This window comes from Streptomyces sp. NBC_01244, from assembly GCF_035987325.1.
Classification (GTDB): Bacteria; Actinomycetota; Actinomycetes; order Streptomycetales; family Streptomycetaceae; genus Streptomyces.
This window is the reverse complement of sequence record NZ_CP108488.1, coordinates 5,831,083-5,848,503: the sequence shown is the minus strand read 5'-3', so window position 1 is coordinate 5,848,503 and position 17,421 is coordinate 5,831,083. Positions and strand designations below refer to the sequence as shown.

General features: G+C 72.3%; 17 protein-coding genes and 1 riboswitch. Of the genes, 5 read left to right on the top strand and 12 right to left on the bottom strand.

Going from position 1 to position 17,421, the window contains the following annotated elements; translation table 11 throughout:
• Positions 1-66: 66 nt before the first annotated feature.
• Positions 67-1,509 (bottom strand): metallophosphoesterase, encoded by a 1,443-nt coding sequence (locus OG247_RS26505; protein ID WP_327254569.1) that lies wholly within the window; start codon positions 1,507-1,509, stop codon positions 67-69.
• Positions 1,506-1,766 carry an SCO4848 family membrane protein gene (locus OG247_RS26500; protein WP_327254568.1) on the bottom strand — a complete coding sequence of 87 codons (261 nt, stop codon included), beginning with the start codon at positions 1,764-1,766 and terminating at the stop codon, positions 1,506-1,508. The genes OG247_RS26505 and OG247_RS26500 overlap by 4 nt, the downstream gene beginning before the upstream one ends.
• 121 nt (positions 1,767-1,887) lie before the next feature.
• On the opposite strand from OG247_RS26500, the gene OG247_RS26495 reads away from it, so the two are divergent.
• The gene (locus tag OG247_RS26495) at positions 1,888-3,138 is read left to right on the top strand and encodes a D-alanyl-D-alanine carboxypeptidase family protein (protein ID WP_327254567.1); all 1,251 of its coding nucleotides are present in this window, start codon (positions 1,888-1,890) and stop codon (positions 3,136-3,138) included.
• Here OG247_RS26495 and OG247_RS26490 read toward each other — a convergent pair.
• The 4 genes from OG247_RS26490 to glyA all read right to left on the bottom strand — a co-directional run bounded on the left by OG247_RS26490 (position 3,086) and on the right by glyA (position 7,723).
• Complete coding sequence (locus tag OG247_RS26490; protein WP_327254566.1) at positions 3,086-4,102, bottom strand: YhjD/YihY/BrkB family envelope integrity protein; 1,017 nt, start codon at positions 4,100-4,102, stop codon at positions 3,086-3,088. The two genes, OG247_RS26495 and OG247_RS26490, sit on opposite strands and share 53 nt — an antisense overlap.
• Positions 4,103-4,247: 145 nt before the next feature.
• Positions 4,248-4,871, bottom strand: a complete 624-nt coding sequence (locus tag OG247_RS26485) for a 2'-5' RNA ligase family protein (protein WP_327254565.1) — start codon at positions 4,869-4,871, stop codon at positions 4,248-4,250.
• 128 nt (positions 4,872-4,999) lie between these two features.
• Positions 5,000-6,013, bottom strand: a complete 1,014-nt coding sequence (gene trpS, locus OG247_RS26480) for a tryptophan--tRNA ligase (RefSeq protein ID WP_327254564.1) — start codon at positions 6,011-6,013, stop codon at positions 5,000-5,002.
• A 411-nt stretch (positions 6,014-6,424) separates the two neighbouring features.
• A complete protein-coding gene (gene glyA, locus OG247_RS26475) occupies positions 6,425-7,723 on the bottom strand; it encodes a serine hydroxymethyltransferase (protein WP_327254563.1) in 1,299 nt (432 codons plus the stop codon).
• Positions 7,724-7,758: 35 nt separating this feature from the next.
• Positions 7,759-7,849: riboswitch (ZMP/ZTP riboswitch) on the bottom strand.
• Between the two features lie 109 nt (positions 7,850-7,958).
• Between glyA and rocD the strand changes: the two genes are divergently transcribed.
• A complete protein-coding gene (rocD, locus tag OG247_RS26470) occupies positions 7,959-9,164 on the top strand; it encodes an ornithine--oxo-acid transaminase (RefSeq protein WP_327254562.1) in 1,206 nt (401 codons plus the stop codon).
• Positions 9,165-9,174: 10 nt separating this feature from the next.
• On the opposite strand, the gene OG247_RS26465 is transcribed toward rocD, so the two are convergent.
• Together OG247_RS26465 and OG247_RS26460 are read right to left on the bottom strand one after the other, a co-directional pair.
• Positions 9,175-10,365: a glutathionylspermidine synthase family protein gene (locus OG247_RS26465; RefSeq protein ID WP_327254561.1), complete on the bottom strand. Its 1,191-nt coding sequence runs from the start codon at positions 10,363-10,365 to the stop codon at positions 9,175-9,177.
• A 6-nt stretch (positions 10,366-10,371) separates the two neighbouring features.
• Positions 10,372-10,683 (bottom strand): hypothetical protein, encoded by a 312-nt coding sequence (locus tag OG247_RS26460; protein ID WP_327254560.1) that lies wholly within the window; start codon positions 10,681-10,683, stop codon positions 10,372-10,374.
• Positions 10,684-10,798: 115 nt separating this feature from the next.
• Between OG247_RS26460 and OG247_RS26455 the strand changes: the two genes are divergently transcribed.
• Positions 10,799-11,647, top strand: a complete 849-nt coding sequence (locus OG247_RS26455; protein ID WP_327257627.1) for a hypothetical protein — start codon at positions 10,799-10,801, stop codon at positions 11,645-11,647.
• 99 nt (positions 11,648-11,746) lie between these two features.
• Here OG247_RS26455 and pdxR read toward each other — a convergent pair whose 3' ends face one another.
• Complete coding sequence (pdxR, locus tag OG247_RS26450; protein WP_327254559.1) at positions 11,747-13,141, bottom strand: MocR-like pyridoxine biosynthesis transcription factor PdxR; 1,395 nt, start codon at positions 13,139-13,141, stop codon at positions 11,747-11,749.
• 46 nt (positions 13,142-13,187) lie between these two features.
• On the opposite strand from pdxR, the gene OG247_RS26445 reads away from it, so the two are divergent.
• Positions 13,188-13,676: a carboxymuconolactone decarboxylase family protein gene (locus OG247_RS26445; RefSeq protein WP_327254558.1), complete on the top strand. Its 489-nt coding sequence runs from the start codon at positions 13,188-13,190 to the stop codon at positions 13,674-13,676.
• Positions 13,677-13,827: 151 nt separating this feature from the next.
• Here OG247_RS26445 and OG247_RS26440 read toward each other — a convergent pair whose 3' ends face one another.
• From OG247_RS26440 to OG247_RS26430, 3 genes are all read right to left on the bottom strand, one after another.
• Positions 13,828-14,817 (bottom strand): malate dehydrogenase, encoded by a 990-nt coding sequence (locus tag OG247_RS26440; protein WP_327254557.1) that lies wholly within the window; start codon positions 14,815-14,817, stop codon positions 13,828-13,830.
• 201 nt (positions 14,818-15,018) lie between these two features.
• Positions 15,019-15,489: a DUF3017 domain-containing protein gene (locus OG247_RS26435; protein WP_327254556.1), complete on the bottom strand. Its 471-nt coding sequence runs from the start codon at positions 15,487-15,489 to the stop codon at positions 15,019-15,021.
• Positions 15,479-16,342: a bifunctional methylenetetrahydrofolate dehydrogenase/methenyltetrahydrofolate cyclohydrolase gene (locus tag OG247_RS26430; RefSeq protein WP_327254555.1), complete on the bottom strand. Its 864-nt coding sequence runs from the start codon at positions 16,340-16,342 to the stop codon at positions 15,479-15,481. The genes OG247_RS26435 and OG247_RS26430 overlap by 11 nt, the downstream gene beginning before the upstream one ends.
• Before the next feature lie 327 nt (positions 16,343-16,669).
• Here OG247_RS26430 and OG247_RS26425 point away from each other — a divergent pair, with 327 nt between their 5' ends.
• Positions 16,670-17,317 carry a hypothetical protein gene (locus OG247_RS26425; protein WP_327254554.1) on the top strand — a complete coding sequence of 216 codons (648 nt, stop codon included), beginning with the start codon at positions 16,670-16,672 and terminating at the stop codon, positions 17,315-17,317.
• Positions 17,318-17,421 lie beyond the last annotated feature (104 nt).

Genomic DNA, 17,421 nt, shown 5'->3' with positions numbered 1-17,421 from the left:
ATCCCATCACGGAATTTCAGCCTCGGGAAGGCCGATTTGTGGCGTGGCGTTGAAGGTTCGGACGGTTCAGGCCTGATATGAGGCGAGTTCGACGACTGTGATGTCCGACGGTGCGCCGACCCGGACCGGCGGCCCCCAGGCACCCGCGCCGCGCGAGACGTACAGCTGGGTGTCGCCGTAGCGCTCCAGCCCGGCGACGGTGGGGTTGGCGAGCTCGGCCACGTACTCGCCGGGCCAGAGCTGCCCGCCGTGGGTGTGGCCGGAGAGCTGGAGGTCGGCCCCGTACCGGACGGCCTCGTCGATGACCACCGGCTGGTGGGCGAGGAGTACGGCGCTGCGGGCGCGGTCCCGGTCGCCGAGCGCCGCCTGGAAGTCCGGGCCCTGGCCCTCGCTCTCGCCCGCGATGTCGTTGACCCCGGCGACGTCGAAGTACGGGAGCTCGCGGCGGGCGTTCTCCAGGGGGGTCAGGCCGAGCTCGCGGACGTGGTCGACCCACTGCCGGGCGCCGGAGAAGTACTCGTGATTGCCGGTGACGAAGTACGAGCCGTGGCGCGCGCGGAGGCCGCGGAGCGGTTCGGCTGCGGGGGCGAGGTCGTGGACGCTGCCGTCGACGAGGTCGCCGACGATGGCGATGAGGTCGGGCTGCGTGCGGTTGATCGTGTCGACGATGCGGGTGGTGTGGGCGCGGCCCAGGATCGGGCCGAGGTGGATGTCGCTGACCACGGCGATGCGGAAGCCGTGGGCCGCGCGGGGGAGCTTCGCCAGGGGGACCTGGACCCGCTTGACACGGGGGCCGCGGAGGACGCCGTACGTGCCGTAGCCGACGGTGCCGACCGCTGCGGCGGCGGCCGTGCCGGCGGCGATGCGTGCGAAGCGGCGGCGGCTGACGCCGGACGGGGTGGGCTCAGTCGGGCTGGGCGCCGCTGCGGGGTCGGCCCCCGCCGGGTCGGCTTCCGCCGGGTGTTGCCCGGCCGGGGCCGCGGGCTCGGCGGTGGCTTCGAGGGTGGCCTGCGGCGCAGTTCCCCTCCCCGCCCCTTCCCGAAACCGGGGCTCCGCCCCGGACCCCGAGAGGTCCGCGGCGGCGTGGCGGGGCTCCGCCCCGGACTCCGGGGTGGGGGTGGGGGTCGGGTGGGGCTCCGCCCCGGAGCCCGCCGGGGCCGCGCCTGCGGAGGCGGCCCGGGCCGTGGGTCCGTTCTGGCGGCGGAGCCAGACCGTGCGGACGGGTTCGGCCAGCAGCATGGCCAGGGAGAGGTAGAGGAGGACGGCCAGCCAGAGGTAGCCCGGCCAGGCGACCGTGCGCTCCAGCCAGAAGGGGGCTCCCGCGCGGCCCGCCACGAGGGCGGCCACGGACAGGAGCGGGAGCGCGAAGGCCAGGACGGTGCCCGCGCGGCGGATGCCCGTGCCGGGGGCGGTGGTGTCGCGGACCAGGCGGATCCAGAGCCAGCGGTGCACCAGGACCAGGAGGGTCAGGACCAGCAGGGCCACGACCGCGAAGAGGACGATCGTCACGCGCCCGCCTCCGTACGTGATTCACGCCGCAGCGCCCCCACCCCGCGCAACCCGATCACTCCGACGGCCGTCCCCAGGAGAAAGGACGCCACCGCCAGGAGAAGGTGGACCCAGAAGTACGTGGTCGGGTCCCCCGCGTCGTCGAAGGCCAGACCGCTGCCGTCCTTCCACAGGTTCCGGACGAAAGACACCCAGATGAACCAGCTCCACACTCCGAAGGCGAGCAGGAACCAGGAAGCGGCGCGGCTGAGTTTCATGAGCTCAGTATCGGTTTCGTCGCCAGGACGGACGCGCCGGGGTGGGCTGTCCCGGCGGTGGTTGCGGCGGGTTGGCCGGTCCGTGACGCTAAGCACAGCATCGGGATGTACTTTCACCTGCGTGTCTGCCAAGAAGACCGCGTTGACGGTCCTATCCGCCGCACTTCCCGCCCTGCTGGTCCCGACGCTGCTGGCCTCGCCCGCGTACGCCGTGCCGACGCCGACGCCACCGGTGGACGGGAAAGGGCAGCCGCGCAAGGCGCCGGCGCCGCCCGCCTCGATGTCCACGGTCGGCGGCTCGGCGCTCGGGCAGCCCGGTACGCAGGTCAACCTGCTGCCCGGCGCGCCCGCGCTGCCCGCGAACCTGACGGGCCGTTCGTGGATCGTGGCCGACGCCGAGACGGGCGAGATCCTCGCCGCGCACAACGCGCACTGGCGGCTCCCCCCGGCCTCGACCATGAAGATGCTCTTCGCCGACACCGTGCTGCCGGGTCTGCCCAAGGACCAGGTCCACAAGGTCACCGACCTGGAGCTGGACGGGGTCGGTTCCGGCTCCAGCCTGGTGGGCATCAAGGAGGACGCCGAGTACAGCGTCCACGACCTGTGGCTCGGGGTGTTCCTGCGCTCCGGGAACGACGCCGTGCACGTACTTTCGGCCATGAACGGCGGCGTCGAGAAGACCGTCAAGGACATGCAGGCGCACGCCGAGGAGCTCCAGGCCCTGGACACCCACGTGGTGTCCCCGGACGGCTACGACGCTCCGGGCCAGGTCTCCAGCGCCTACGACCTCACCCTGATCGCCCGCTCCGGTCTACAGAAGCAGGACTTCCGGGAGTACTGCGGCACGGCCAGCGCGAAGTTCCCCGGCCGGCAGGAGGCGGGGAAGCCGCGCGAGACCTTCGAGATCCAGAACACCAACCGGCTGATGACCGGCGCCGGCGGCCTCCCCCCCTACAAGGGCATCGCCGGGGTGAAGAACGGCAACACCACGATGGCCGGCTCCACCTTCACCGGAGCCGCCCAGCGCGGTGACAAGAAGCTGCTGGTCACGGTGATGAACCCGGGGACCGGCGGCGCCAACTCCGTGTACGAGGAGACCGCCGACCTGCTCGACTGGGGCTTCGCGGCGAGCGGGAAGGTCAAGCCGGTGGGCGAACTGGTGCCGCCGAAGAGCGCGGACACCACGTCCCACGGCTCCCCGGCCCAGTCCCACGAGAACAACCCGTCGGCGTCCGGTGCGGGCTCCGGCGGCGGGGCCGGTACCGCCCTCGGCGTGGCGGGCGGGGTGCTGGCGGTGGTGGCCGGCGGGGCCTACGCCGTCAACCGGCGCTGGCCGCGGGGGCGCGGCCGCCGGGCTCGCGGCCGGGCGTAGCGGAGCCTGCGGGCTCCGCGGCGGACTCACCGCCGGGCTCCGCGGCGGACTCACGGCCCGGCTCCGGAGCGGGCTCACGGCCCGGCTCCGGGTCCTCCACGCCGTCCCCGTCGGCATCGTCGCGGCTCGCGGTCCACGCCGCGCAGAACAGCAGCAGCTTCGCCGTGAGGTTGATCCAGATCAGCAGCGCGATCGGCACGCCGAAGGCCCCGTACATGCTCTTCGTGGCGACCTCCCGCATGTAGCCGCTGAGCAGCAGCTTCAGCAGCTCGAAGCCGGCCGCGCCGAGGAGGGCCGCCTCGATCAGGCGGCGGCGGGGCGGTTCGACGCCGGGGAGCAGGGTCAGGACGTAGAGCAGGAGCAGGAAGGCGGCCACGACTCCGACGAGGAAGGCCCCGCCCCGCAGCAGGCCGCCGCCCGCGCCGTCGCGGGGGACGCCCAGCCAGTCCCCGGCCTTGCCGACCGCGCTGGAGCCGAAGATCGACGCGGCGGCCGAGGCCAGGCCGACGCCGCCGAGGCCGACGAGGACGAGCGCGTCCTTGCCCTTGCGGACGAAGGGGTTGCCCTCGTCCTCGTCGTCCTTCTCCCACACCGCGCGCAGGCAGTCCCGCATCGAGGTGATCCAGCCGATTCCGGTGAAGAGCAGGACGGCGGCGGCGATCAGGCCGACCGTGCTCGCGTTCGCGACGAGGGCGTTGATGTCGAGCTGGTCGGAGATGCCGGGGACCTGCTCGGCGAGGTTCTTCTGGAGCCGGTCGAGCTGGTCCTGGGTGAGCAGTCCGGCGCCGATCGCGGCGGCGACCGTGATCAGGGGGAAGAGGGCGAGGAAGCTGATGAAGGTGATCGCGGCGGCGAGTCTGCTCCAGTGCACGCGGTCGAGCCGCTGGTACGAACGCCACAGGTGCGTCCGCATCACGGCGGACACGAGGGGCCCGATGAGCGGGAGTTTCGTCAGCCAGTCCATACGGTCACCGTAAATGAGCTGTCGTAAATAGCCGGGATTGCCGCTTTTGGGGACTACGGTCGTCGATTGTGACTTTTCGCCCGACGGCTCGGCCGTTCCACGCCCTGATCCTGCGAAGGATCGGTTTCCGGTTGCGGTTCCTGCGTCAGGAACGGCGTGCGGTCGCCTCGCCCGCGGCTGCCGCCGCACTGTTGTCCGTAGCCGAGCCGAGCTGCGCCGGAACGGCGCTCGCCCCACCGCTTGCCCCGTTGCCGAACGGATATTCCCGCAGCTTGCGCCAGACCCCGTCCGAGCCCTGCTCGTAGAGGGCGAACCCGGAGCAGAGCCACTGCGCCGCGTAGTCGGCGAGGGTGGTGAACGCCAGGTCCATCGCCTCCTCGGAGATCCCGTGGGCGACCGTGACGTGCGGGTGGTACGGGAACGAGAGCTCCCGGCTGAGCGGCCCGTCCGGGTCGCGGACCTGGCCCTGGAGCCGGGTGCAGCCGGAGCCGCCCTCCACGACCTGGACGAAGACCACCGGCGAGAGGGGACGGAAGGTGCCCGTGCCGGCCAGCCGCATCGCGAAGGGGCGGCCGGCGGCCGCGACCGCGGCCAGGTGGGCGCGGATCTCGGGCAGCCGGTCCGCGGCCACCTCCGTCGGCGGTACGAGGGTGACGTGCGTGGGAATGCCGTGCGCGGCGGCGTCCCCGAAGCCCGCGCGCAGCTCCTGAAGGCTGCTGCCGTACGGCTCCGGGACCGCGATCGAAACGCCGAGCGTTACGGTCCCCACGTAGCTCTCCTCCGCCTGTAGTCCTGTGCGTGGTCTGTGCTCCGCATGTGCGTCGCACGAGTGCTGCCGCCCCAGTGTGGCGGCAGCACCCCCCAGATCGCCAGGGCCCTCTTTCTCTTCGGTCCCCGTCAGTGCTTCGCGGGGAGGAAACCGAGGTGGTCGTACGCCTGCGCCAGGGTCTCCGCGGCGACCGCCCTGGCCTTCTCCGCGCCCTTGGCCAGCAGGGAATCCAGGGTCTCCGGATCGTCCAGGTACTCCTGGGTGCGCTGCTTGAACGGTGTGACGAAATCGACCATCACGCCGGCCAGATCGGTCTTGAGCGCGCCGTAGCCCTTGCCCTCGTACGCGGCCTCCAGCGCGGGGATGGACTCGCCCGTGAGGGTGGAGTAGATCGTGAGCAGGTTGCTGACGCCGGGCTTGTTCGCGGCGTCGAACCGGACCACGGCCTCGGTGTCGGTCACGGCGCTCTTGATCTTCTTCTCGGTGGCCTTGGGCTCGTCGAGGAGGTTGATCAGCCCCTTGGGCGAGGAAGCCGACTTCGACATCTTGATCGCCGGGTCCTGGAGGTCGTAGATCTTCGCGACCTCCTTGACGATGTGCGCCGAGGGGAGGGTGAAGGTCTGCCCGAAGCGCTGGTTGAAGCGCTCGGCCAGGTCCCGGGTCAGCTCGATGTGCTGACGCTGGTCCTCGCCGACGGGGACGGCGTTCGCCTGGTAGAGCAGGATGTCGGCGACCTGGAGGATCGGGTACGTGAACAGGCCGACGGTGGCGTTGTTGGCGCCCGACTTGGCGGACTTGTCCTTGAACTGGGTCATCCGGCTGGCTTCGCCGAAACCGGTGATGCAGTTCATGACCCAGCCGAGCTGCGCGTGCTCGGGCACGTGGCTCTGGATGAAGAGCGTGCAGCGCTCGGGGTCGAGACCGGCGGCGAGGAGCTGCGCGGCGGAGAGCCGGGTGTTCGCGCGGAGATCCTTCGGATCCTGCGGCATGGTGATCGCGTGCAGGTCGACGACCATGTAGAAGGCGTCGTGCGTCTCCTGCAGGGCGACGTACTGCCGGATGGCTCCGAGGTAGTTCCCGAGGTGGAACGAACCGGAGGTGGGCTGGATGCCGGAGAGCGCGCGAGGACGATCAGAAGCCATGGCGCCATTCTCTCAGGTGTGACACCGGGCTCGGCCCCGCCGCTGGCCGGAACCCGGCGGGTCGCTCCGCCCCCGCCCGTCCCTGCCACGGGTACCGAACGGTAGCGGCCCGTCCGGATCTTGCCCCGGCCGAGCGACCGCTTTCCCCCTGGGCCGGGACACCGCTGCGCGGGGCTCCGTGGGCGCCGCCCACACCCGCGCCTCAAACGCCGGCGGGGCTGGATTTTCCGCGCCCGGGGCTGGATGGCGCGGAGCGCCATCTCAGCCCCGCCGGCGTTTGAGGCGCGGGGTCTGGGGCGGAGCCCCAGGGGGTCCGGGCGCAGCCCGGGGAACGGTGGAAGGGCGGGTCGGGGACAGCCCCGCAGGGACCGGCCCCTGCCCGCCCCACAAGGGGCTGCCCCACCCGGGGAATCAGGCGACGGGAAGGCCCGGGGCCGGGAAGGCGGCCATCAGGTCGGCCACCGCGGAGCGGATCGCGCCGAGGGCCGCCTCATCGCCAAGGGCCGCCGCGGAGACCGCCTCCGAGATCCAGTCGGCGACCACCGGCATGTGCTCCTCGGAGAGCCCCCGCGAGGTCAGCGACGGCGTCCCGATCCGGATCCCCGACGGGTCGAACGGCTTGCGCGGGTCGAACGGCACCGTGTTGTAGTTCACGACGATCCCGGCCCGGTCCAGCGCCTTCGCCGCGATCTTGCCGGACACCGACTTCCCCGTGAGGTCGATCAGGATCAGGTGGTTGTCCGTACCGCCCGAGACGAGGTCGAAGCCCCGCTCCAGCAGCGCCGCGGCCAGCGCCTTCGCGTTGGCCACGACCGCGTGCGCGTACGACACGAACGAGGGCTGCGCCGCCTCGTGGAGGGCCACGGCGATGCCGGCCGTCGTCTGGTTGTGCGGGCCGCCCTGGAGGCCCGGGAAGACCGCCTTGTCGATGGCCTTCGCGTGCTCCTCGCGGCACATCAGCATCGCGCCGCGCGGGCCGCGCAGGGTCTTGTGCGTGGTCGTCGAGATCACGTCCACGTGACCCGCCGGGGAGGGGTGCGCCCCGCCCGCGATCAGGCCGGCGATGTGCGCCACGTCGGCGACGAGGACCGAGCCCGCTTCCTTCGCGATCGACGCGAACGCCTCGAAGTCGATCGTGCGCGGGAGCGCCGTACCGCCGCAGAAGATCAGCTTGGGCCGCTCCGCGAGCGCGAGGTCCCGTACGGCGTCGTAGTCGATGAGGCCGGTCTCGGCCTGGACCCCGTACTGCACGCCGCGGAACCAGGAGCCCGTCGCCGAGACCCCCCAGCCGTGCGTCAGGTGCCCGCCCATCGGCAGCGCCATGCCCATCACCGTGTCGCCGGGCTTGGCGAAGGCCAGGTAGACCGCGAGGTTGGCGGGCGAGCCGGAGTACGGCTGCACGTTGGCGTGGTCGACGCCGAAGAGGCCCTTCGCCCGCTCCACGGCCAGGGCCTCGATGCGGTCGATGTTCTGCTGGCCCTCGTAGTAGCGGCGGCCCGGGTAGCCCTCGCTGTACTTGTTCTGCAGCACGGTGCCGGAGGCCTCCAGCACGGCCGAGGACACGTAGTTCTCGCTCGGGATGAGGCGCAGGGTCTCCGCCTGGAGGGTCTCCTCGGCGGCGACGAAGGAGGCCAGCTCGGGGTCGGTCGCCCAAAGGGAAGGGTGGCTGCGGGCGGGGTGGCGGTACGGGTGGTGGTGGTTCGCGCTCATGGCGGCTCCTCCGGGGTCGATGTCAGGTCTCGTCCCCGCGAGGCCCAGGCGAGCGGCCCTGTATGCGGTCGTGCGCGCACGGCTCCCCCGGAGTCGGTTCTCCGTGCGCCAGTCGCGGTGCGTGTCCGACACCTTAGCGGGCACGCCGCGAGAAAGGTTTCTCCGTCCGTCATTCGAGCGAGGATGGACAGTGACGCCACCCTCGTCACCGGCTTGACGGACGATCGGAGACCCCGTGTCGACAACTGCTGATGCCATCCGCTCCGCCGACGCGCACAGCGCGCACAACTACCACCCCCTGCCCGTCGTCGTCGCCACCGCGGAGGGCGCGTGGATGACCGACGTGGAGGGCCGCCGCTACCTCGACATGCTCGCGGGCTACTCCGCCCTGAACTTCGGCCACGGCAACCGCCGCCTGCTCGACGCCGCCCGCGCCCAGCTGGAGCGGGTCACCCTGACCTCCCGCGCCTTCCACCACGACCGCTTCGCGGACTTCTGTACCGAGCTCGCGGCGCTGTGCGGCAAGGAGGCGGTGCTGCCCATGAACACGGGCGCGGAGGCCGTGGAGACGGCGGTGAAGACCGCCCGCAAGTGGGGTTACGAGGTCAAGGGCGTACCGGACGGACACGCCAAGATCGTGGTGGCGGCCGACAACTTCCACGGCCGGACGACGACCATCGTGTCGTTCTCCACCGACCACGAGGCCCGCGACCACTTCGGCCCGTACACCCCCGGCTTCGAGATCGTCCCGTACGGGGACCTCACCGCGCTCGCCTCCGCCGTCACCTCGAACACCGTCGCCGTGCTCCTGGAGCCGATCCAGGGCGAGGCCGGCGTCCTCGTGCCGCCGGCCGGATACCTGCGGGGCGTACGGGAACTGACGCGCGAGCGGAACGTCCTGTTCATGGCCGACGAGATCCAGTCGGGCCTGGGCCGCACCGGCAGGACCTTCGCGTGCGAACACGAGGGCGTCGTCCCGGACGTGTACATCCTCGGCAAGGCGCTGGGCGGCGGGGTCGTGCCCGTGTCGGCGGTGGTGGCCGACCTCGACGTGCTCGGCGTGTTCAAGCCGGGCGAGCACGGCTCCACCTTCGGCGGCAACCCGCTGGCCTGCGCCGTCGCCCTGGAGGTCATCGCGATGCTCCGCACCGGCGAGTACCAGCAGCGCGCCACCGAGCTCGGCGACCACCTGCACCGGGAGCTGAACCTGCTGGTCGGCGGCGGTGCGGTGACCGCCGTACGGGGCCGCGGGCTGTGGGCGGGCGTGGACATCGACCCGTCGCGCGGCACCGGCCGGGAGATCTCCGAAAAGCTGATGGAGCTCGGCGTGCTGGTCAAGGACACCCACGGGTCGACCATCCGGATCGCGCCGCCGCTGGTGATCTCCAAGGAGGACCTGGACTGGGGGCTGGACCAGCTCAGGTCGGTCCTCGGCGCTTAGCGACCCCGGACTAGAGGATGACGTGGGGCAGGAAGCGGGCGTACTCGTCCGTGACCGGCCCCGCCGATTCGCGGATGCCGAGGCCCGCCGACTCGTCCTCGACGACCCACGCGCCGAGCACCACCCGGTTGCCGTCGAAGTCGGGCAGCGGGGCGAGGCCCTGGAAGACGTACGTCTCGTCCTCCTCCGGTGCGAACGGCTCGCCGCCGACCGGGTGCAGGGTGACGCCCGCGCCCTCGCGGCCCAGCAGCGGCTTCGCCGCGTAGCCGGTGGTGGTGGCGAGCTCGCGCGGGCCGTCCAGGTAGGCGGGCAGCAGGTTCGGGTGCTCCGGGAAGAGCTCCCACAGGACGGCCAGCAGCGCCTTGTTGGAGAGCAGCATCTTCCACAGCGGCTCGATCCAGGCGGTGGTGCCGGAGCCGCCGCCGTGGTCGTACGTGCCGAGGACCTGCGGAGCGAACTCGTCGGTGGCCAGCCACTCCCACGGGTAGAGCTTGAAGATCGCGCGGATGAAGCCGAGCTTCTCGTCCACGAACCGGCCGGACAGGGAGTCCCAGCCGATCCGCTCCACCGACAGCTCCCGCGTGTCGATGCCGGCCTGCTCGGCGGTCTCCTGGAGGTAGGCGACCGTCATCAGGTCCTCGCCGAGCTCGTCGGTCTCGGAGTGCGCGAAGTGCACCGGGCCGGGCGGCAGCAGCTCCGCCTGGCGCCGCCAGGCGTCGACGAGCCGCTCGTGGAGGGAGTTCCACTGGTCGGCGCCGGGGAAGCGTTCCTCCATCCAGAACCACTGCGGGCTGGCCGCCTCCACGAGGGAGGTGGGGGTGTCGGCGTTGTACTCCAGCATCTTGGCGGGGCCGCCGGTGCCGTCGTAGCGCAGGTCGAAGCGGCCGTAGAGCGAGGGCTGTTCGGCGCGGCGCCGCCAGGACTCGGCGATCAGCGCGGCGAGCTTCGGGTCGGTGATGCCGAGGTCGGCGAAGCGGTCGTGGTCGACTATGTGCTGCGCCGCCGCCAGGCACATGGCGTGCAGTTCCTCGACGACGTTCTCCAGCGCCTCGACCTCGGGGAGGCTGAAGGAGTAGTACGCGCTCTCGTCCCAGTAGGGGCGCAGGGAGTCGTCGGGGTAGCGGGTCAGGGGGTAGATCAGCCCCTGCTCCTCGACGGTCTTCTGCCAGTCGGGGCGGGGCTCGATGGTGTGGCGCTTCACGCTGGATCAGCCGCCCGAGGAGCTCTTGTGGCTGCCGCCGATGCCGCCGCGGGTGACGGCGGACTTGTCGAAGCTGCCTCCGCTGACCTTGTTCTTCGCGACGCTGCCGCCGTAGTAGTAGGCGCCGCGGCCGCCGCTCTTGCACTCCTTGGAGTTCAGCTTCTCCAGGGTGGCGCGGTCCGCGCAGCGCTTGTCGGGCTCGTTGCTGCTCCCGCAGGCCACCAGGGCCGCGGCGAGCAGGCCCATGCCGCCGAGGGCGACGGTGCCCGAGCGCATGCGGCGCTTGGTGCGCGTGGTGTCGGTGCTGCTGCTGTCCATGGACTGTTCGCTCCCCCTGGGTGGCCGGCTGCGCACAGACTAGAACGGCCGCCCCGGCCGACGGAATCCGGCCGACGTGGGATCCGTGACCTAGAGTCGGTTCGTGCTCATTGGGATGATTTGCGCGCTCGGTGCGGCGATCTGCTTCGGCACGGCGTCGGTCCTGCAGGCCGTGGCGACGAGGGCGACGGTGCCGGGAACGGGCTCCGGGGTCGACGCCGCGCTCTTCCTGCGGGCGCTGCGCCAGTGGCGCTATATCGCCGGACTCTGCCTGGACGGGATCGGCTTCGTCCTCCAGATCATCGCCCTGCGGCACATCCCGATCTACGCGGTCGGCGCGGCCCTCGCGGCCAGCCTCGCGGTGACCGCGGTCGTCGCGGCGCGGCTGCTGAAGGTGCGGCTGAGCGGGACGGAGTGGGGCGCGGTCGCGGTGGTGTGCGCGGGGCTGGTGATGCTCGGGCTCGCATCCGGGGAAGAGGGCTCCGGCAAGGGCACGCTCGCGCTGAAGCTGGGGCTGCTGGCGGTGGCCGGACTGGTGCTCGTCGTCGGGGCCGTGGCGGGCGGCCTGCCGGACCGCAGCCGGGCGCTGACGCTGGGTCTGGCCGCCGGGACGGGCTTCGGAGTGGTGGAGGTGGCGGTCCGGCTCATCGACGACATCTCGCTCTCCGCCCTGTCCAACCCGGCGTTCTACGCGCTTCTGCTCGGCGGCGGCGCCGCGTTCCTGCTGCTCACCTCGGCGCTCCAGCGGGGCTCCGTGACGGCGGCGACGGCCGGGCTGGTGCTGGGCGAGACGATCGGGCCGGCGGTGGTGGGCGTGGCCTGGCTGGGCGACCGCACCCGCGAGGGCCTGACCTGGCTGGCGGTCACGGGCTTCGTGGTGGCCGTGGCCGGAGCCCTGGCCCTGGCCCGCTTCGGCGAACCCCCGGCGGAGCCGATCCAGCCGTCCGGCCCGTCCGGCGTTTGAGGACCGGGTCCGGGCGGAGCCCGGCTGGGGGTCCCCCCGGACGGAATCTGGGGGATGGAGGAAGGGCGGGTAGGGGACGAGCCCCGCAGGGAACCCCGTTCACGGCAGGGCCGCGACCAAGGCCGCCAGCGTCGGCGCCCACGCGCTCTGGGACGGGGTCCCGAAGCCGACGACCAGGGCCTCGCGCGCGGGCATCGCCGCCAAAGGGTGCCGGAAGAACGACAGCGGCAGCAGCCCCAGGTCCTGCCAGGCGGCCGCCCGCAGGGCCGCCCGTTCACCGCCCGGCGGGAGGTCCAGCACCGCGTGCAGGCCCGCGGCGATGCCGGAGACCTCCGCACGGTCCCCGACGGCCGACACCAGCTCGTCGCGCCGCCGCCGGTAGCGCAGCCGCATCTCCCGCACGTGCCGGTCGTACGCCCCCGACCGGATGAACTCCGCGAGCGTCAGCTGGTCCAGCGCGCCGGAGCTCCAGTCGGTCCGGCCCTTCACCGCGAGCACCTCGTCCATCAGCGGCCCCGGCACCACCATCCAGCCCATGCGCAGCCCCGGCGCCAGGGACTTGCTCGCCGTGCCCAGATACACCACCCGGTCCGGGTCCAGCCCCTGGAGCGCGCCCACCGGCTGGCGGTCGTAGCGGAACTCCCCGTCGTAGTCGTCCTCCAGGATCAGCCCGCCCGTGGACCGGGCCCAGTCCACCGCCGCCGCCCGCCGCCCGGGCGTCAGCGCCGCGCCCGTCGGGAACTGGTGAGCCGGCGTCAGCAGGACCGCCCCCGTGCCCGTACCGGCCAGCTCGGTGGTGCGGGCCCCCGAACCGTCCACCGCCAGCGGCCGCGTCCGCAGCCCGGCGCCGGTCAGCAGCTCCCGGTGCGCGTCCAGCCCGTACCCCTCCACCGCGACCTCCCGGACCCGGCGTGCCCGCAGCATCCGCGCGAGCAGCGTCAGGCCCTGGCCGAAGCCCGCGCACAGCACGATGCGTTCGGGGTCCGCGTACACCCCGCGGGCCCGCGCCAGGTACCCGGCGAGCACCTCGCGCAGCTCCACCCGGCCGCGCGGGTCCCCGTACCCGAAGGCCTCGTTCGGGGCCTCGGTCAGCGCCCGCCGGGCCGCCGCCAGCCAGGCGGCGCGCGGGAAGCCGCCCAGGTCCGGGGAGCCGGGCTTCAGGCTGTACGAGGTCTGCGCGCGCACGGGGCGCCGTACGGGCACGGCCGCCGCGGGACGCCGTAGCCGGGCCCGCTCCGCGACCCGGGTACCGGAGCCCCGGCGGGCCGTCAGCCAGCCTTCGGCGACGAGCTCGGCGTAGGCCTCGGCGACGGTGTTGCGGGCGATCCCGAGGTCCGCCGCGAGCGACCGCGAGGAGGGCAGCCGGGTCCCCGGGGCCAGCCGCCCGCTGCGCGCGGCCTCGCGCAGCGCCTCCGTGAGTCCGGCCCGGACACCGCGCCCGGGGACCGGTTCCAGATGCAGGTCGGCGCCGAAAGTGGCCCACGATTTTGTCATGGATATGGACCATATAGGTGGGCCGCCCGGATCGTAGGTTGGTTCCATGACCCACACCGAGAAGGCACCCGAGCACACCCCCCGCATGCAGCTGGCGAAGCTCGCCCCGGAGTTCTACAAGGCCGCCGTGGCCCTGGACGCGGCGGCGGCCAAGGGGCTGGACCCGGCCCTGGTCGAGCTCGTCAAACTGCGCGCCTCGCAGATCAACCACTGCGCCTTCTGCATCGACATGCACTCCAAGGACGCCCTCGCGGCGGGCGAGGACGTGGAGCGGCTGCTGCTGCTCGGCGCCTGGGAGGAGTCGCGGCACTTCTATACGGAGAAGGAACTCGCCGCCATCGAGCTGACGGAGGCCGTGACCGTCCTGACCGACGGCTTCGTTCCCGACGAGGTCTACGAGCGGGCCGCGCTCCACTTCGAGGAGCACGAACTGGCCCAGGTGATCGCCCTGATCGCCGCGATCAACGTCTGGAACCGGATCGGCGTCACCACCCGCCTGACCCCGGGTCACTACACCCCGGGGATGTACAAGTAGCCGGCCCGCAGGCGGCGCGGCCCTCGTCGGCCGCCGTGCACGCCAAACGCCCCGGCCTGGTTCGGCCGGGGCGTTTCGGTGTTCACACGGGTCCGCACGCCTTCGCGCGCGTGCGTACGGGGGCCTGCGCGGCCGGACCGTACGCGACCGGTCAGATCAGGCCGAGTTCGCGCACCGCGTCGCGCTCCTCGACGAGCTCCGCCACGGACGCGTCGATGCGCGCACGGGAGAACTCGTTGATGTCCAGGCCCTGGACGATCTCGTAGCGGCCGTCCTTGGTGGTGACCGGGAAGGAGGAGATGATGCCCTCCGGGACGCCGTAGGAGCCGTCGGACGGGATGCCCATGGAGGTCCAGTCGCCCGCCGCGGTGCCGTTGACCCACGTGTGGACGTGGTCGATGGCGGCGTTGGCGGCCGAGGCGGCCGAGGACGCGCCGCGGGCCTCGATGATCGCCGCGCCGCGCTTGGCGACGGTCGGGATGAAGTCGTCCGACAGCCAGGCCTGGTCGTTGACCAGCTCGGCGGCGTTCTTGCCGGCGATCTCCGCGTGGAAGATGTCCGGGTACTGGGTCGCCGAGTGGTTGCCCCAGATGGTCAGGCGCTTGATGTCGGAGACGGCGGCGCCGGTCTTGGCGGCCAGCTGCGAGATCGCGCGGTTGTGGTCCAGGCGGGTCATCGCGGTGAAGCGCTCGGCCGGTACGTCCGGGGCGGCGGCCTGCGCGATGAGCGCGTTGGTGTTGGCCGGGTTGCCCACGACCAGGACCTTGATGTCGTCCGCGGCGTTCGCGTTGATCGCGGCGCCCTGCGGCTTGAAGATGCCGCCGTTGGCGGAGAGCAGGTCACCGCGCTCCATGCCCTTGGTGCGCGGGCGGGCGCCGACCAGCAGCGCGACGTTGGCACCCTCGAAGCCCTTGTTCGGGTCGTCGAAGATGTCGATGCCGGCGAGCAGCGGGAAGGCGCAGTCGTCGAGCTCCATGGCGGTGCCCTCGGCGGCCTTCATGCCCTGAGGGATCTCCAGAAGACGGAGCTTGACCGGCACGTCCGCGCCGAGCAGGTGGCCGGAGGCGATGCGGAAGAGCAGCGCGTAGCCGATCTGGCCGGCGGCGCCGGTGACGGTGACATTCACGGGAGTGCGGGTCATGGCCTTCTCCGTTAGACAGCTGGCGGTGGGGCGTCCCTGCCCCATGTGCTGGGAGGACGCCGCTCCGTTGCCCAGTAAATCTTGACGTGAAGAGACATCCGCCGTCAGGCTATCCGACCCTGGGGCACCCCAATCCCCCACCCCGTGTGGCGCGGGGCACACGGGGCCTCCCCCGGGGGTGTCCCGGGGGCGCCGGGAGGCTCAGCGGACCGTGAAACGGACCGCTGTCTCCAGGAAGGGGACGTTCAGCAACGGGTCGGGCTCCATGACCAGGGCGAGCAGCACGATCGCGACGCCCAGCAGGCCGTACGTGACCATGTCCGTGAAGCGGGAGCGCACCGCGAGCATGCCCACGGAGGGCAGCAGCCGGCGCATCGCCGAACCCGCGATCATCGCGCTCCCGATCAGCAGGCAGCCGATGCGCGGATGGTCCATCGCGGTGAGCAGCAGTCCGGCGGCCGTCGCGGCGAGGACGGCCAGCATCGGCCACTGCCGGGCCGGAGCCGGCGCGTCGCCGGGCGCGGCCCGGCCGCCGCCCTCGGGACGCGCGGTGTCCCGGGTGACGGAGGGGAAGCGGCGGGACCTGGCCCCTTCGGGCTCCGCCGAGGCGACGGCCCTGGCGGGAGCGGCCGCGGGGACCGTGCCGCGCTCCGGCTCCTGTTCAGCCGGCACGGGGAACCGCCCGCTCGGCCGCCTCGACCACGTTGACGAGCAGCTGTGCCCGGGTCATCGGGCCGACGCCGCCCGGGTTCGGGGAGATCCAGCCGGCCACGTCCGCGACCCCGGGATGCACGTCCCCGACGATCTTGCCGTTCTCGTCGCGGCTGACGCCGACGTCGAGCACGGCCGCGCCCGGCTTCACGTCCTCCGGCTTGACCAGGTGCGGCACACCGGCCGCCGCGACGACGATGTCCGCCTGGCGCAGCAGTCCGGACAGGTCGCGCGTGCCGGTGTGGCACAGGGTGACGGTCGCGTTCTCGGATTTGCGGGTGAGCAGCAGGCCGATGGACCGGCCGACGGTGATCCCGCGGCCGAGGACGACCACGTGCGCGCCGTTGATCTCGACGCCGTGGTGGCGCAGCAACTGGACGATCCCGTAGGGGGTGCACGGCAGCGGGCCCGGCTCGTTCAGGACCAGCCTGCCGAGTGACATCGGGTGCAGGCCGTCGGCGTCCTTCGCCGGGTCCATGAGCTCCAGGACGCGGTTGGTGTCGATGCCCTTGGGGAGGGGGAGCTGCACGATGTAGCCGGTGCACTCCGGGTTGGCGTTCAGCTCCCGCACGACCTCCTCGATGTCCTCCTGGGAGGCCGTCGCGGGCAGTTCGCGCTGGAGGGAGGCGATGCCGACCTCGGCGCAGTCCTTGTGCTTGCCGTTGACATACCAGCGGCTGCCCGGGTCGTCGCCGACCAGCAGGGTGCCGAGGCCCGGGGTGATGCCCCGGGTCTTGAGCGCCGCCACGCGGGCGGTCAGTTCGGACTTGATCGCGGCTGCGGTGGCCTTGCCGTCGAGAATCTGGGCGGTCATGGCCCCATCCTCCCGGATGGAGCGGTCCAGGATCCAGTCGCGGATCCGGTCGCGGATCCGGCCACGGGCCGCGCAGGGCCTGTCCGGCTTCGCTCCGGGCTCGTTCCGGCTTCGTTCCGGGCTCGTTCTGGGTTCGTTCTGGGTTCGTTGCACTTGCACAACGAGTGCGGGGCGGGCGGTGTCCCGGCTGGACAAGCCCGGTCCGGCCGGACGACGATGCGGGGATCAGTAGTGCCGCGGGCAGTGCCGGGGGGCGGGCCGCACGACGTGCAGTGAATCCTCCGCGCGTGCCGTGCGTCCCCGCACTTCCACGGAGGAACACCCCAGATGAGCTTCGGCGACCCGAACAACCCGTACGGGCAGCAGCCGCAGGGCGGCCAGCCGGCCTACGGCTACCCCCCGCAGGCCCCCCAGGGCATCCCGGCCCAGGGCGGCTACGCCTACCCACAGCAGGGCTACCCGCAGGCCTACCCGGGCGTCCCCGGCTACCCGGGCTCGCCGATGCCGATGCCGGGCGGGGTCAAGGGGGCTCGGGTCATCCTCTACATCCTCGGGATCCTCCAGGCCCTCGGCGGCCTGGCCGTCGTCGTCATCGGCGCCGTGTTCGCCTCCGAGTTCTCCGACTCCAGCTACTCGTCGAGCGACGCCGGCACCGCCCTGAGCGTCGTCTTCGTCATCATCGGCATCGTCTGCATCGGCTTCGCGCTGTGGCCGATCCTGACCGCCGCCAAGCTCGGCAAGGGCCGCGGCGGCGTGCGGGTCTCCGGCATCATCTTCGGCTCGATCCAGACCCTCTTCGCCGGAGGCAGCCTGATCGTCAACCTCGCGACGCTCAGCAACCTGCACGACGCCGGCATCGGGGTGTTCATGGTGTCGACCATCCTCACGGGCATCTCGCTGGCCCTGGGCCTGTGGATCGTCATCGGCCTGGCCAACTCGGCCGCGGGCGTCTACTTCAAGCGCCCGCTGTACTAGGAACGCCGCCGGCACGAGCGGCCGTACCCGTACCCGTACCGGCACCGCGTACGGCGAAGGCCGCGTACCGCAGCAGTGCGGTACGCGGCCTTCGCCGTACGCGG

Bases quoted from the DNA above. Each gene is read 5' to 3' on its own strand.
- OG247_RS26500 (WP_327254568.1), bottom strand. From the start codon at position 1,766: ATGAAACTCAGCCGCGCCGCTTCCTGGTTCCTGCTCGCCTTCGGAGTG.
- OG247_RS26490 (WP_327254566.1), bottom strand. From the start codon at position 4,102: ATGGACTGGCTGACGAAACTCCCGCTCATCGGGCCCCTCGTGTCCGCC.
- trpS (WP_327254564.1), bottom strand. From the start codon at position 6,013: ATGGCTTCTGATCGTCCTCGCGCGCTCTCCGGCATCCAGCCCACCTCC.
- glyA (WP_327254563.1), bottom strand. From the start codon at position 7,723: ATGAGCGCGAACCACCACCACCCGTACCGCCACCCCGCCCGCAGCCAC.
- OG247_RS26460 (WP_327254560.1), bottom strand. From the start codon at position 10,683: ATGGACAGCAGCAGCACCGACACCACGCGCACCAAGCGCCGCATGCGC.
- OG247_RS26455 (WP_327257627.1), top strand. From the start codon at position 10,799: ATGATTTGCGCGCTCGGTGCGGCGATCTGCTTCGGCACGGCGTCGGTC.
- pdxR (WP_327254559.1), bottom strand. From the start codon at position 13,141: ATGACAAAATCGTGGGCCACTTTCGGCGCCGACCTGCATCTGGAACCG.
- OG247_RS26445 (WP_327254558.1), top strand. From the start codon at position 13,188: ATGACCCACACCGAGAAGGCACCCGAGCACACCCCCCGCATGCAGCTG.
- OG247_RS26440 (WP_327254557.1), bottom strand. From the start codon at position 14,817: ATGACCCGCACTCCCGTGAATGTCACCGTCACCGGCGCCGCCGGCCAG.
- OG247_RS26430 (WP_327254555.1), bottom strand. From the start codon at position 16,342: ATGACCGCCCAGATTCTCGACGGCAAGGCCACCGCAGCCGCGATCAAG.
- OG247_RS26425 (WP_327254554.1), top strand. From the start codon at position 16,670: ATGAGCTTCGGCGACCCGAACAACCCGTACGGGCAGCAGCCGCAGGGC.